Below are 15,770 nucleotides of genomic sequence, written 5' to 3' on the forward strand. Positions count from 1 at the left end.
CACGTCCCCCGCGAAAGCTGAGTTATTCAAACTTTCGCGGAGCGAAAGGCGACACGTATTTCCCGCTCGACCGTTACTTAAATCGATCACGGAGAATGACGACATGATGACACGAAGAAACTTGTTACAAGCAGGTGCGGCGTTGGGCGTTGGATCGGTCGTCCGTTCAACGGCTTCAGCGCAAGCACTGAAGTTCCAAATGTCCTCCGGCGACGTGATGAAGACGAAGGGTCTAGTGGATATCGCCGAGAAGTTACCCATCAATGAAACCAGCGGCGACAAACGCTATCGCCCCAAATTCAGGATGGGCTTGGGGGGCCTTGCCGCGGGCAATGGTTTTAACACGGTATCGAACGATGAAGAAATCCTTGGCATGCTCAATAAAGCCTGGGACTCGGGGATTCGGTATTTTGATACCGCACCGTTCTATGGGCTTAGCCTAAGCGAGAGGCGTTATGGTGACTTGCTGCGAAACAAGAAACGCGAGGACTATGTCTTGTCATCAAAGGTGGGGCGCATTCTCACCCCATCATCCGAACCACTAGAAAAAAAGTGGCATTGGGCGAACCCTTCTCCCTTCCACTACAAATACGACTATACGGCTGCGGGGACTCGTCGATCGGTCGAAGATAGCCTGCATCGGATCGGTGTCTCGTCGCTTGACATCGTGTTCATCCATGATCTTTCGCCCCAAAATAGTGACATGGGCGAAGACTGGACCAAGTATTTTGATCAAGCTGTCAAAGGCGCCATGCCTGAACTGACAAAGATGCGTGAAGAGGGCATGATCAAAGCATGGGGTTTTGGCATCAATACTCCCCATGCCATCTACAAGGCGGTTGACGTCGCCGATCCGGACATTTGTTTATTGGCTCTGCAATACTCTATTCTGGATCACCAACAAGCCCTTGAAAAAACGTTTCCTCTGCTGGATGAACGAGACATCTCGGTCGTCGTCGGCGCCCCACTGAACGGCGGATTTTTGGCAGGACGAGATCGGTTCAACTATTCGAGCAAGATTCCTCAGCCGATGAGGAAGAAATTTACCGCAATCGATTCGATTGCGAAAAAACATGGCATCGATATCAAAACCGCTGCGTTGCAATTTGCCGAGGCACCGTCGACGGTTGCGGCGATTGTCCCGGGCGCAAGAACCGCTCAGCAAGTGGAAGAAAATATCGCCTCGATGAAAGTTCAAATCCCGGCGGATTTCTGGAGGGAGTTGAAAGCCGCAAATCTCATCGCTGAAGAAGCTCCCACCGGTACCGAGAGTTGATAGGGAAACGATTCGGTCGCTGAGTCAGGTCAAATGGGGCAAACCTTTGTCTTGATCATTCAGTGCAATGGTCGCACTCTTGGTCGCCGGCGAGGCCCCTGCATTGATTCGAGGTTCAATCGTCAGCCGATGGAATCGCCCCAGCGATCGTTTCCAAGAGGTGCTTAGCGCTATGCGTCGTTGCGGATAGTCTTACCCTCAGTGTCAGAAAGCGGTTCGTTGCCTTGATCACCCCAATTGGGCAGGCGTGCTATCCGCCATAGCGATAGCAACTTCCGTTCAGGTTCTGAGCCGGACCAAACATCGCTCGAGCAAGCCCCGACGCCGAGCGTGTTGGTTACAATGGATGAGAAACAGGAAGCATAAATCGAGTTCGCAAGGTATTGCTAGACTTAAATTGGAACGCAATAACTTTGCTGCGGGGAACGCCCATGGTGGAAACTTTCTCGGCAGAAACGCCGTCTCTGATTCCTGAATGCTCCCTCAGCAGGCCAGGATGCCTTCTATGAAAATCTGCTCCTATTCGCGGCACATCGATGCGTTGCGATTTAAGACCAAAGTGTATTGAATGAGCGCTCGCATTATCTTTATTGTCCTCGTTGTGTCATGGATCTCGCAAAGAGCGATGCTAGTTCCTCTGCGTGCGGAAGAACCCAACTGGGAACCGCGTCCATTCGATAAGCTGCCGATCGTTGAGACGCTGCCCGACTTGCTGAATTTCGAAGACGGAAAACCGGTGGTGACGAAGCAAGATTGGCTGCGGAGACGCAAGGAACTGCAAGCGATCCTTGAGTATTACGCTTACGGCCATTCGCCACCACGGCCTGCTACCATTCATTCCGAAACAACCCGCATTTCAACACTCCCAGATAGTACCATTTCGGAGGAACTGATTACTCTTTCGGTTGCCGAGCATAAGGCCGTGCGGTTTCGAATTGCCGTCTATCGCCCCGACACCGACAAACCACTCCCTGTGATCGTTCGCGAAGAGCATGCACTCGGACATACCGAAGAGGTTCCGCTGGTCGTTGGACGCGAGTTCATGTTTGTGGAATTCGCCCGGGAAGACCTCGCCCCAGACGAGGCCAACGTGGTTGGGCCCGCGCAGGCGGCCTATCCCGAATACGACTGGGCAACCCTTGCCGTTTGGGCCTGGGGGGCCATGCGTGTCGTCGACTACCTGGAATCACGCGATGATGTTGACTTAACGCGGATCGGTATCGTTGGCCATTCACGAGGTGGAAAAATGTCACTGTTGGCCGGTGCACTCGATCAGCGATTTAGCCTTGTCGCTGCTAACGGTTCTGGCGCTGGTGGCGCGGGTAGTTTTCGAATCCAAGGCAAGCGTGTGGAGACCCTGGAATTGATCACTCGTCCAGATCGATTCGGCTATTGGTTTCACCCCCGTCTTCGACAATTTGCTGGCCATGAATCACGCCTACCCTTCGATCAGCATTTCCTCAAAGCTCTCGTTGCTCCACGTGCACTCATTTGCACCGACGCCATCGATGATCAGTGGGCAAATCCCGAAGGAAATCGCATTACAAGCAAGGCCGCTCAGCCAGCCTTTGAACTGCTAGGTGCGAAAGACCACAACTCGCTCCGCTTCCGCCCCGGTAACCACGACCTACTCGCGGAGGATTGGAATTCGATTTTGGATTTTGCTCAGTGGCATTGGTACGGCAATCGCCCAAGCGACATCAAACCCTACTTCGATTATCGGTAGACGAAAGATTGAGGGCAGGTCCGAATGGCGTTGCTGCCCGTTTTTAACGTTTCCAGCGCAGGATGGAGAACCTGGAAAGCCTTGTGGCATCCAAAACGATTGTCTTTCCGAGACGATGCATTCCGATATTTTGACGTGCCCGCTCTGCCTGTATTGTTGGCCTGGACGTGGTCTTTAAGAATTGAAGTGCGTGATCACCTATCAGCGGAAGCATGTTAGACCGCAAATATGTCACCAATTAGAATCACGTCTTCCACGAAAGCTAACCATTTTTTGTCCTACCACTATCAGGAAGCATGCAGTTTTTACGGACGTTGTCAGTTTCCCCCGCTCTAACAGCCATTCGTTTGCGATGCGTAGCGCGTCGATTAGTCATCGAACGTTAGGGACCAGACTTGCGGGAGATCTTCGTGATGCGTGGTCACGAACTTTCCGACTGTTGGGAAATAATACAGCGAAGTGGCGGCAGAGTTTGGCAGATTTAGCGTGCCTAATTCACGCCCCGTTGCGACGTTCCAAAACCGAATCGTGTTGTCGTCCGAGCTCGACACCAGTGTCCGATCATCGTCTAGGAACAGACAGGCGAGGGGTTTCTTGCGATGTCCAAGCAGCAAGACCGGAGGGACGGCACCATCACAAGATTCAATGCGAATGCTTCCGTTCTGAAAGCAAAGGGCGCGTTTATTTGCGGATTTGGAGAACTCCACGTGCATGTAATTTTCGGCTGTCGACGGTGATGTCGCGATCGTAGATAACCTCCCTTGATCCAGTTCATGGATATTCAATCGCGTGACAACGTAAACCTTTCCGGTGCCAGGGACGCGAACAAGTTCTCTTGCATTGTCATCCGGCAACCCGCAGACATCTTTCGTTTCGAAGGTTTCAAGATCGATGATCATCAGATGGTCATTGAATAACGCAAACAGCTCGTCACCCACGACCATCATCGCTGCACAGGCTTGCTCCGGATCACTCTTGTCGACTCGACGTTCGATGCGGCCACTTTGTGGATTAAGACGAACAATCTCGTCCGGCGTGGAGACGACAATGTGCTGGTCGTCGTCCGTTACAGCGATCTTTTCTAATGTATCCGCCGGCGGACCATGGATCCGACGAAAATTTAGCGATGCATCGAGAATACCGATGGAGCTATCTCCGAATCGCATATAGAAAGCCCCATGATCGTCTGCACCACGCCAATTTGAACTCACATAGTTGTGGAGCAGGTTCTCGGAGGCGGCAAATAGTGGTCGGGGATTTTTCTTCGGCAAAGACCAAAGTCGCACGTAGCCGTCGTCCGATGCGGCTAGGATTCCGCGCCGCGGATCCGAGTCCTGCGCGTTAAGATCTCCTGCCCCTACCACGATCTTCACACTCGTAATCCTCTGTTCGCTCGCGTAGATCACCTGAGGCGGATGAGTCGGCTGCTGTTTGTCCAAATTCGTCAAATCCCAAACATAGACACTACCCTCGTCGCATCCGGCAGCGATGATCTCTCCATCGGGACTGATATCGACACATCGAATTCTCCCGACAATCTCTTGTTCTTTGAGAATCGGCTTTTCGCTGGGCCACTGGAGGACGCCAATTCTATCCATGCCTGCCGCGACGACCGCACAGGTTGAATCAATCGCACTGGACGCCGAAAACGCAAACGTTTTTGTATCCATTCCAAAGTCTAATTCCGACATCTGGCCATTGGTCAAGTCACAGATTTGCACCGTATCACCACCGACGGGTCGACGAATGATGGCCGCAAGAAAATCATTGCTGTTGAAAAAGGCCATCGACTCGTTGCGTGACGCCGCCTCGATACGGTGCTTGAGTACTCCATCACCGTCATGAATTTGAATCTCGTTGTAACGGTCGGCGGTTGCGAAAAGGGATCCGTCCGGCGAGATCGCTGCAGCATCGACAGAATTGGCATGCCCGGGCCACGTCGCTATCACCCTGCCTGTCTTAACATCGCAACGGTGAATGCTATTGGGCCCTTCGACGGCGTTGGCCCCGGTCAGGATCGAAGAACCGTCGGAAGAGACAGCAACACTTTCCAGTTTCTTACCAACCTCGATAATCTTCGTGTCTGCGTCGCCATCAAGATTGAATACGTGCGCCTTTCCATCAAAGCCGACTGAAATGGCTTGCTTGGATCCAGGAAACAGAGCCACCTCAGTGGCGGGGCCATCATGTTTGGTTAGTACGATCGGCTGGGAAGTACTTGAAAGGCTATCGAGAAAGTGCCATGCAAAGCCTCTCATATCCGCATCTTTTGACGGGTCTTGATGCTGCAGGAGCAGTTGCCGAACTACGGGCGAGTCACGTTCATCGAACGCTTCGAAAGCGGCAGCCACGTCGGAAATGTAGAGTTGTTGACGCAGTTCTTGCTCGCGAGCGATTAAAGCTTGGTTGGAATGAGAAAGCACTCGGTTCATGGTTTCCTGTGTTCGATTGACTGCCTGCAGTGCATTCGCTTTTACGGCTTGAACGATGAAGATGGCGACTATCGTTGCGATCAATCCTAGAAGGGACGTGAGTGTCACCAACGGATTTCGCTCGATCCAGCGATATGTTCGCTCAAACCGATTCGGGCCTTTGGCGTGCACGAGTTTGCCCGCAGCAAAACGCCTTAGATCCTCTGCCATCGCCGTCGCCGACTGGTAACGATCGCCTGGTAATTGAGCCATTGCCTTAAGAATGATGGCTTCCAAATCGGCCGGAACTTTCGATCGTACCGCACGCGGAGCACTGATATCGCCTCGCATCACACCAAACAAGATTTGGTGACGGTTTCCGACAAACGGTTTTTGGAACGTGGCAAGCTCATACAGCGTGGCACCGAGGCTATATAGATCGCTTCGCGAATCCACTTGCGCGCTCGGCCCCATCGTTTGTTCGGGACTCATGTACGCAGGAGTCCCGATGATTTCACCGGTCATCGTTAATGCGGTTTGATCATCGGAGAACGAGGCGAGACCAAAATCGGTCAACCACGCTTTGCCCTTGGCATCGAGCAAAATATTGGACGGTTTGATATCTCGATGCACAATCCCGGATCGATGCGCCACTGCGAGCGCGTCAGCGATCGTCGCAGCGATCAAGGCGATGCCAGGGAAGTAATTGACTGGGTCCAGAAACGAAGCCGCACATTCGGCCGCCGAAACAGAAGTCACCGGCGTTCTCGAAAGCGAACCGTCATCCGCTTGTCCGACTTTTGTGTGGGCGTCGTCTTGTCTTTCGTTATGCGGTTCTTCAGACAACTGAATTTCGGCGTATGCGATCACTTCGGTGAGAGTCAGGCCGTCGACCAACTCCATTGCCAAGAAGGCGTGTTCCGGCTCGATGCCCGTCGCGACCAGGGGGACGATGTTCGCATGCGAAAGGGAAGCAATCGCTTGGACTTCGCGCTGGAAACGTTGATTCAAGCTCCGATGCTGGGCGATCGATTGCCGAAGCACCTTAATCGCGACAAGTTTCTCGTTCTCACGGTGCTTGGCGAGATAAACGATTCCCATGCCGCCGACACCGAGCGTCCGAATGACTCGAAACTCCCCGTAATCGACACCGCATTTGTCAAAGTTCTCCTTCGACGAAGGGATCCTATGAGGGTGGTCGACTGTGGCCGCGGGGACCGTAGCCATGTCGCCTGCCAATTCGACGAAGCGAATGAACCGTTCGCGAACTCTCGGATCAATCCCAGCGATTGCTTGGACTGGAATGGAACGTCCGTCATCGATGGCTTCGAGATATTGCGCGACCAATTCATCCAAGGCGGAATCATCCGCCGGATTGTCGTTCATCTGCCTATCGTCATTTAGGTCTTGCAAATCATCCACTATTGGTGCACACCTGAATTCGATCGGACTCCCGAGGGCAAAGTATGATTTAACTCCTCCAAGCCGCGACGCAATGATCCCGCAACGACACCGATGGTCGTTTCCATTTGGCAAGCGATTTCACGCAACTTGAGCCCAGCGATGAATCGGAGCTCGATTGCCCAGCGATAACGCTGAGGATGCGAATGCGACGACTGGGCCACCATCAGCAATTGCTCACCAGACATCCCTTGAGCCGACGGAACACGATCGCGAGGAATAGGCCTTAGGAACGAGAGTTCCGAGGGACAAGCCTGCATCGCAAGTCCGCGGCGGACGTCACGTTTCTTGGCGACGTGCTCTCGCCACATTCGCAGAGTGGTCCGTTCCAAAATGACTTCGACCCAACGCGTGATCTCCTGCGTCGTCTTGCCGTTGAAATCAGGGAATGACGAACAGACTTCCAGCAAAGTAACTTCCACGACGTCCGACTGGTCATATCTAGCCTTGAAAATCCGCCGCGTGTATCGACCGGCAACCAAACGCATCCATGGACGGTCCATGCCAATCAACTCTTCGCGACCACGATCGTCCCCCGCGGTCGCACTCCCTGGCAAAATAGCGAGGCTACCTTCCTGAATCACTTCGCAATTTCCGAACTGGTTCTGAGCCAACAAAATTGCTCTCGCAATTTAAACCTAAATATTCGACTGATTTCGCGAAAAATTGCCGTTCTTTTTTTTAGCATCTTCTCTGTTATACCCGAATCGCAATGCCAGACGAGACGCCGAAACCTCATCCAGTTTTGGGAGCAGCCGAGATCGAAAAGCATGAAGCAAGGACCGCAACTTTTTGCAATGGGTTTCCAAGCCGATCGATGGTAGCCGATCGGTAGGTTCCGTCTGTTTTCAATACGAGTGACGGACGGTTCGCGACTTGTTGCCTTAATCGAAAGCAGAGAAAGAGTGCAGCCTTTCGCTCAGCAAAGGTAGCTTTAAGGGAGCGTTCTTTCACGGAGGACATGAAATGTATTGGTGATACATTGCAGTCTGCCGACGCTCTGGCGAGCGTCGCCACGTGACTGCCTTGGAGACCATCACCAATGGATTTCACGTCCCGAACGAGGGGCGATAAGCACTAAATCAACATGCTGCTCACGCCATTCCGCTAACGAAGTTGATGGCACTGGAAGGTAGCTGGCGAATCGCTGATTCAATCGACACCGCCGCGACAACGCCACGCAAGGCAGGCAAAACCCCTCTAGATAGCCAGGCAGCACCCCCGTACAATCATCGGCGCACCGATCCAACGCTTTCTTAGGTTCACTGATTTACTTGTCTGGGAAAAATCCCATGGGTGATCGACTAATAGCATGTCCCTGCGGTCAAAAGCAGAAAGTGGGCTCAGACGTCCAGCAGGCTCGTTGTCCGAAGTGTTCGACCGTGTTGAAAGTCCGCGCCAAGCCAAGTGGCGGTGTCGCGACTCAAACCCGATCGGATGACCGCGCCCGCTCAGGAAGCCATGGGCGCCCGACCAACGCGTCTCCGACGAGCACGCGATCGCATATCGACAGCACGCGTGATGCGTCATCGTCGAAGTTTCGCTGCCAGTGCGGCCAAATGCTGTTGATCCCAAGCAACGCCAAGGCTGTCAGGTGCCCCAAGTGCTCAACGCTGATTCGGGCGTCCAGCACGCAGCGTCGCTCCGAACCGAGGACGACGATCGGGAATAAGCCTGCTCCAGATTCTTTTGCGTCGCTTCCAACGCCAACCGTTGGGCAATTCCAAGAAAGTGCGATGCAGTCGGCATCGTGGAGCCGGTCCGATGCGAAGCGAGGCGGCGAGTCGCAGCGACCGGGATGGTGGTTACCCATCGGTATCGGCGTCGGCTCGATCGCTTTGTTGGCCGTTACCGCACTGATCGTCTTTCCGCGGTTCTTAAACAATCCGGTCGCAGAAACGTCTGCTCAAACGGAATCCAATCGATCTGATACGGATGGCTCCAATGACCGTTCCGGCTCCACCTCAAAAGCCGCTGACCGGACATCCAGTCAAAAAAACAACAGCGATCTCGTGCGCATCGGCACGTATCCGCCAGGTCCCCGCCTGCCTGGGATGGCCGAGTTCGTGGAGCGAGACTTCGTCGCAACCCTGCCGCGGCCGATTAGCGACTACGTCGAAGACGTACCGCCAGACATGAACATAGCTCCAAAGATACTTGAGACGCTCACGCCCCTCTCGGCGGAACTGGTCGTTTGTTATCCAGAACCTTTGTACCCGCAATCGAAGCGAACGGAGATCATCCGCGTTGGAAAGCAAAACAGTCAACGAATTGGACGTTGGTATCAGGACTACCAGGAATTGGGCAAGCTACCTGAGCCCAGCGAGCTCCGAGCCTTCGACGACTTATTCAACGATCTCAATCGGTTAACTCATCAAACGCGTTGCAGCTTTTTGTGGGTGCAGGATTATCCAACAAGAAAGGAGTTCCAGTCGGCGAAAGTGTTTCAAACACTAATTTGGCTACTCCATCTTCGGCAATTGGCTCGAGCAGACAGTCCAGAAATCGATCAGAGTATTGCTGACCTCGAGGTAGTACTCCGATTAAACAGGCTGCACGATACCTACGACATGACAACTGACGGCTCCATTGAATGGTGGAACCTAAACGACTATGTCTACACCTTGCTTGTGCCTGAAATTGTCAACAATAACAACCTAACGGAAGCAAACGTCAAACGTTTGCTGTCGGCACTTGATAACGATGCCGATCGTGACCATATCAATACGGCCAACGCAATAATCCGGATGAAAGAATTGGTTTTCCTCCGCAGCATGTACAACATAGAAACGAACGTCTATGCGTCCGACCCGCTGAGTAGTTTGTCTTCAACGGTGGACAAAGCCCAACGGGCCAATATGGGCTATCTTGCAATCCCGCTTTCAACGATTACACCTGATCAGATCCAAAGCAATCGGGATGCGTTCAATCGAGAGGCTGAATCGATTTCGAACTTTTTTGAATCCGGAGACTACGAACGAATCACCTCAGTGGATGCGTACTTAGAACAGCGCAACCAAATCGAGGCAGGCCAAATGGAGGCCTTCAAAGCGGCCATGAAAAATGACGCAGATATGTTCAAACGCATGAACACGCTACCCTGGTTGAGCATGATGATGCGCCCAGTCCCTAAACAATTAGTCGGGCTTTCAACTTGGGCAATCGCGCGGCGCCGAGTTGCGATCGCGACACTTGCGGTCCGGATCGCTTCACTACAAAACGCTCAGGACTCAGAAGCATTGCCCAGCCTATTCAGACGTCTCAACATCAAGGCATCACCGATCGACCCCTACTCGGGACAGCCACTGAAGACCATTCAGAAAGACGGGAAGACATTGGTGTACTCGATAGGATCGGATCGAATCGACGATCAAACGGTCACCAAAGCTGAGAGTTATCACTTACCAGGGGACCTTTTCTTTGTGAAAAGAACTTCCCAATGAAAAATGTCTACGATTGCCCAAGAGCAAACCGATGAGTGATCGACTAGTAACATGTCCTTGCGGGCTGCGACTGAAGGTGGGTGCGGGTGTGGAGCAAGCTCGTTGTCCCAAGTGTTCGACCGTGTTGAAACTGCGGGTCAAGCCGCAGGGCGGCGTCGCGACACAGACCCGATCGGCCAACCATGCTGGGCCAAGTAGCCGTGCCCGGACAACTGACAAGGCCGCAGCGGGCGCGCGATCGCAAGTCGCTAGCACACGGGGTGCTTCTTCGTCGAAGATTCGATGTCAGTGTGGGCAAGTGGTGTTGATCCCAAGCGAGGTCAAGGCTGCCAAGTGCCCCAAATGTTCTACGCTGATTCGTTGGTCAAGCACGCAGCGGCGTTCCGAACCGGAGACGACGATCGGGAACCAGCTTGCACCTGATTTGTTCGCCTCGCAGTCAACGCCGCTAGTCGGGCAGTTCGAGCAGAGTTCGGTGCAAACCGCATCGCGGCAGCGGTCCGGTGCAAAGCGGGGCAGCGAGCGACGTCGAACAGGATGGTGGTTGCCTGTCGGCATCGGCGTCGGTTCAATCGCATTGTTAACCACCACCGCACTGATTGTTTTTCCTCGGTTCTTGAACACTACCGTTGCAGAAACGTCTGCGCTAACGGACTCCACCGGCACCGATGATGGAGGTTCCCGAAACAGCTCCGGTTTCGACGCAAAAGCCGCCGGCTCGGCATCCAGCCAAAAACACGACAGCGATCTCGTCCGCATCGGGACGTACCCACCAGGACCACGCCTGCCCGGCACCACCGAGTTCCTAGAACGAGACTTTATTGCCACGCTGCCGTGGCCGATTAGCGACTACGTCAAAGACGTTCCGCCAGACGTGAACGTGGCTCCAAAGTTACTGGAGATGCTCTCGCCATTACTAGGGGAACTTGCGGTCTGCTATCCGGAAACCGCCTATCCGGATTCCAAGCGAGCAACGATCACGCGGATCGGGGCGAAGAACCAACAGCTCATCAAACAATGGCATGAGGAATTCAAGACGTCCGGCAAACTACCAGACCCTAGCAAACTTGATGCCTTCGACGGCCTCTATCAGGATCTTGATGGCCTAACCGGTCAGACTAAACATAGCTTTTTGCTAGTGCCCGAGATGGATCACGTCATGCCTCACTTACAAGCCATCCGAGTGCTGGCCCAACTTACCGTTCTTCGATTCCATTCCCGCAAAGACAGCTCAAGCATCGGAGATCGTATCGCTGAGCTGGGTAGCGTTTTAAGGTTGCTGAAGATCTTTGAGGATCAATATATCATTGGCAATATCGTATGTCAGGTTTCCAGGGATTTAGCATATGATTCAATCGCGTCGGACATCATTCACAATCAAGATTTAAGTGAATCGTCCGGACTTCAGCTTCTTTCAGTACTCGATGAATCGGCTACTTACAAAGATTCAATCCAACTTTCGCGCGTCATACGGTCCGAGCAGATAAGGGCTAGCCGTTTTTTCTACCATTTAGAAAAAGGGAGGGGTGCGGTGGAATCATTGATGGAGGTCATGTCGTCTTTGGGCACTCAATCGGCGAGTGCTTCGAAAAACCAAGAGCAGCTTATGAAGCTTACCTTGTCGAAAATGACCGTCGCACAGATTCGCAACAACCGCGATGAATACGATCGCGACGCAGAGCTAATTCTTGCCTATTTTGATTCGGAGGGATTCCAGAGTCCCGACGCCGTCGATCCGTTTCTGGAAAATTATGAACAACGAGAGCAAGAGAGGAGGGCTTGGGAAAAGAATCTTCAACAATTCAGAAACATCGAGGCTATTGTGCAGGAAATGGTCAATCATACTTGGTTGACAGAGCTAGTACGACCTTCGCACGACGCGCTGATTTCTGCTTCCGTTCGCTCAGTCGCTCGACGTCGCGTTTTAATCGCAACCCTCGCCTTGCAGATTGCTTCGCTGCAAAACGAGGGCGAATCCGAATCTTTACAGAACCTATTCAAACGTCTGAACATCACAGAGTCGCCGATTGACCCTTACTCGGGACAACCACTTAAAACGATTCAGCGGAACGGCGTTAAGATCGCGTACTCGGTAGGGTCGGATCGAACGGATGACCGTGCAGCTGCAGCCGATACGAATGGTGATTCCTTAGGTGACATATTCTTTGATGCAACAGCGCAATGAAAACCTTCCCTTGCCCATCTTGCCGGCAGCCGATCGACCCAGTGGATGCCAATGCGACCACGGTGCGGTGCAAAAACTGCGATACCTCGATCGATCTTGGGGCGATTCGCGAAACGTATTCGGTCGAAGTGAAAACTTCACGGCCCGCGAAACCTTCGGTCCCTCAATACTTAGGCCACTATCGGCTCGTCCAAATACTGGGGCAAGGCAGCTTTGGTGCGGTCTGGAAAGCACATGATGAACGACTGGAGCGGACGGTCGCCATCAAGGTCCCGCGTGACGGTCGATTTTCTAGTAGCCAACTCGACGATTTCCTCAACGAAGCTCGCGCCGTTGCCAAGCTGAATCATCCGGGCATCGTCCGCGTTCACGAGGTCGGCCAGTCGACGACGGTCCCCTATATCGTCACCGAGTTGATTCACGGCTCCGACCTGAAGGATTTTCTGAAAACGAAAACGCTATCCGCCAAGCGAGCGGCTCAGCTGAGTCTCAAGTTAGCCGAAGCGATGGGGCACGCTCACGACTCCGGAGTGGTTCACCGAGACTTGAAGCCAGCCAACGTGATGATGGACGAAAAAAATCGGCCACACGTGATGGACTTTGGGTTGGCGAAACAGTTCATCGGCCAAGACGTCGAACGGACCATCGACGGTCAAATCATGGGCACCCCAGCCTACATGTCGCCCGAACAAGCACGGGGAGATTCGAAGCATGTCGACCAGCGATCAGATGTCTATTCGCTCGGCGTGATGCTGTTCGAATTCCTTACCGGCGAGCTACCGTTTCGAGGACGTTCGGCAATGCTGCTTCGCCAGGTGATCGAGGAGGAACCACCGCTACCCCAAAAACTCAACGCGTCGATTCCTACGGACCTCCAGAGTATTTGTTTGAAGTGTTTGGAAAAGGAACCCGACCAACGTTACGAGTCAGCTCAAACCTACGCGGAGGATTTGCGGGCGTTCTTGAACGACCAGCCCATCCAGGCGAAACCATCGACGCGTTGGCAGCGATTCAACAAGTGGTGTCGTCGCAATCCGGTTGTGGCATCGATCTCCTCGCTGGCCCTTTCGTTTTTGGTTGCGATGTTGATTTTGAGCGTCGTGTTTTTGTTTCGCGAGCGTGGGCTGCGCCTTTCCATCGATGAGGCACTTGTCGAAAAGACGGAGGCTCTGGCGAACGCTGAGGCACTGACCCTGGACCTGCGACGAAAACGCAGCGGTTTGGACGCCGCGATGGGCCTGGTTACCAACGCACAGGAGCAAATCAAAACGCAGGTGCTGTCGTATGCCCAGCAATTGTATGCCTATCGCCTGCGTGACGTTCAGAGGGAAGTCGACAACGGACGCTGGCATCAAGCTCGGCAGACGTTGGATCTGATCGCAGAGGAAGACCCTGATGATCAGTTGCGATGTTGGGCTTGGTCGACGCTAGATCAATCGCTTCAGCAGCGTTGCACATGGCTGGACGTCGGTAAAAGATCCATCACGCGGATGACGGTGGACTTCGAGACACGCCGCGTTTGTCTGTTGGCCTATGGGCAAGTCCATCAATATCGCCGCGTCGACAACGATTTAGTGGAACTGGCATCAGTTATTAGTGCCAACACGAAGGTACGTGATTTTGACCATCACCCTGGCAGTGGCCTGTTTGCCGTGGCAAATGAAGGGGGCCGCGTAAGGCTGACCCGATCCGATGATCAGTCGGAGTGGTTACCGGTATTGAGTTCACTCCAAGGCATTGCTAAGGTCCGGATCTCGCCGGATGCAGGTCGTATTGTTGTTGCCGCAAACGACCAAAAGTGCGCCGTCTTTGATGCAAATTCACTTGAGCCGCTGGCGCATTGGCGATGTGATAGAGGACGTGTCGAAGATATCTGCTGGCATCCCTCAGGCGAATCGTTCGCCCTCCTCACCGGCGGTAAAGTAGAACATCGCTTGGCAAGCTCGGGAGACTTGCTCAACACGATCGAACACGGTGAGGCGTTTCGCTGCGTCGCTTGGAACCGAGACGGCAGCCGATTGCTTGTCGGTGGGTGGTGGAATGCATGGTCGGCCGACCCCGAAACAGGACGGCTCGACCGGTTCGCGGATCATACTTCCGGCACGCGTGGGATCTTCGCGGGAGCGAGCGTTGACCAAGCTTACTCGGTGTCCAGCACAGGGCAAATCTCACTTTGGGATGTAGCGAAGCATCGTTTAATTCATACGAGAAACTTAGTCGCAGGAGCCCCGCTCCAGATTTGCGTAGATGGGCGTAGCGGTGCAATGGTTTGCACGTCCGGCTCCAACGAGATCGCATGGACGGCCCCGGAGCAAGAATCGCTACTCGAGCCGTTTGTATTGAAACACCAGGCGCCGGTCCGGCGCATCGATTGGCATCCGGATAGCAATCGCTTAGCGGCCGCCGATTGGCAGGGACGGTGTGTCGTTTGGGATGTGGATCAACGCAGCCGCCTTTTGGATTTTTACGCCTGCAAAGGTCACTACTGCGAAGCGGCAAAGTGGAACCCAGCAGGCGACCGTCTTGTGACCAGCGGGAATGACGGATCGATCCAGGTATGGGATGCCAAAGATGGGTCTCGGCTGTTGAAAATGTCCGGACATCAGGGACCGGCATACGGGTTAGCATGGCATCCGGATGGGCACGCTTTTGCCTCTTGCGGCGTCGATGAACACGTCCGTTTTTGGAACACTGATTCGACGGACGAAACGGATTCCTGGAAAGTCGGCGGCGTGATCGAGGAAGTTGCTTGGGGCCGCGACGGGAAACACATTTTTTCGGTAGGACATCGATTGGCGATTCGTGACGCCGCCTCGGGCAAAACACTGTCAAACGCTTCCGCACCCAGCATGTTTTCCAGCGTTGCCCCGCACCCGATCGATGATCGCTTCGCGGCGTGTAACATGACCGGTCAGATTCATATCAAAAGCACGGCTTCAGACTACGAAGACGTTGTCGTCCAGTGTTCCGCTACCGAACTCCGTGCGCTCGCCTGGTCGCCCAACGGGCGCTGTCTAGTCTGCGCCGACATAAGGGGAAACGTCTGGATCCGAGCGCCCGATGCTAAGCCATACTTAATACGATTGCGGGGTGAGGAAGGCCGTATCGAAAGTCGAGTTTGGGACGCGAAGTTTTCACCCGATGGGAAACGATTGGCCGTCTGTGATGAAAAAGGAAGGATTTTCGTATGGAATCGTCCGTGACCGAAACGAACGATACGGTGAAGCAAGGAAATCCTCTTTCGTAAATTCGTGAAACGGTTCTCGAT

At 53.6% G+C, this 15,770-nt stretch carries 9 protein-coding genes; 5 read left to right on the forward strand and 4 right to left on the reverse strand.

Translation table 11 applies throughout. The annotated features are described in order from the left end of the window. The first annotated feature begins 106 nt into the window (after positions 1-106). Together FF011L_RS14015 and FF011L_RS14020 are read left to right on the forward strand one after the other, a co-directional pair. The gene (locus FF011L_RS14015; protein ID WP_218932623.1) at positions 107-1,276 is read left to right on the forward strand and encodes an aldo/keto reductase; all 1,170 of its coding nucleotides are present in this window, start codon (positions 107-109) and stop codon (positions 1,274-1,276) included. Positions 1,277-1,844: 568 nt separating this feature from the next. Next, positions 1,845-3,002: a glucuronyl esterase domain-containing protein gene (locus tag FF011L_RS14020; RefSeq protein ID WP_145352238.1), complete on the forward strand. Its 1,158-nt coding sequence runs from the start codon at positions 1,845-1,847 to the stop codon at positions 3,000-3,002. 368 nt (positions 3,003-3,370) lie between these two features. Here FF011L_RS14020 and FF011L_RS14025 read toward each other — a convergent pair whose 3' ends face one another. From FF011L_RS14025 to FF011L_RS14035, 3 genes are all read right to left on the reverse strand, one after another. Further along, the gene (locus FF011L_RS14025) at positions 3,371-6,799 is read right to left on the reverse strand and encodes a WD40 repeat domain-containing serine/threonine protein kinase (RefSeq protein WP_145352239.1); all 3,429 of its coding nucleotides are present in this window, start codon (positions 6,797-6,799) and stop codon (positions 3,371-3,373) included. Positions 6,800-6,834: 35 nt separating this feature from the next. Further along, complete coding sequence (locus tag FF011L_RS14030; protein WP_218932624.1) at positions 6,835-7,488, reverse strand: sigma-70 family RNA polymerase sigma factor; 654 nt, start codon at positions 7,486-7,488, stop codon at positions 6,835-6,837. Positions 7,489-8,297: 809 nt separating this feature from the next. Beyond that, on the reverse strand, positions 8,298-8,759 hold the full coding sequence (locus FF011L_RS14035) for a hypothetical protein (RefSeq protein ID WP_145352241.1): 462 nt from the start codon (positions 8,757-8,759) through the stop codon (positions 8,298-8,300). Between the two features lie 685 nt (positions 8,760-9,444). Between FF011L_RS14035 and FF011L_RS14040 the strand changes: the two genes are divergently transcribed. Next, on the forward strand, positions 9,445-10,317 hold the full coding sequence (locus tag FF011L_RS14040; protein ID WP_145352242.1) for a hypothetical protein: 873 nt from the start codon (positions 9,445-9,447) through the stop codon (positions 10,315-10,317). Between the two features lie 285 nt (positions 10,318-10,602). On the opposite strand, the gene FF011L_RS14045 is transcribed toward FF011L_RS14040, so the two are convergent. Continuing rightward, positions 10,603-10,941 carry a hypothetical protein gene (locus FF011L_RS14045; protein ID WP_145352243.1) on the reverse strand — a complete coding sequence of 113 codons (339 nt, stop codon included), beginning with the start codon at positions 10,939-10,941 and terminating at the stop codon, positions 10,603-10,605. A 256-nt stretch (positions 10,942-11,197) separates the two neighbouring features. On the opposite strand from FF011L_RS14045, the gene FF011L_RS14050 reads away from it, so the two are divergent. Next, complete coding sequence (locus tag FF011L_RS14050) at positions 11,198-12,502, forward strand: hypothetical protein (RefSeq protein WP_218932625.1); 1,305 nt, start codon at positions 11,198-11,200, stop codon at positions 12,500-12,502. Further along, positions 12,499-15,705 (forward strand): WD40 repeat domain-containing serine/threonine protein kinase, encoded by a 3,207-nt coding sequence (locus tag FF011L_RS14055; RefSeq protein ID WP_145352245.1) that lies wholly within the window; start codon positions 12,499-12,501, stop codon positions 15,703-15,705. The genes FF011L_RS14050 and FF011L_RS14055 overlap by 4 nt, the downstream gene beginning before the upstream one ends. Positions 15,706-15,770: the final 65 nt, after the last annotated feature.

Source organism: Roseimaritima multifibrata, from assembly GCF_007741495.1.
GTDB lineage: Bacteria > Planctomycetota > Planctomycetia > Pirellulales > Pirellulaceae > Roseimaritima > Roseimaritima multifibrata.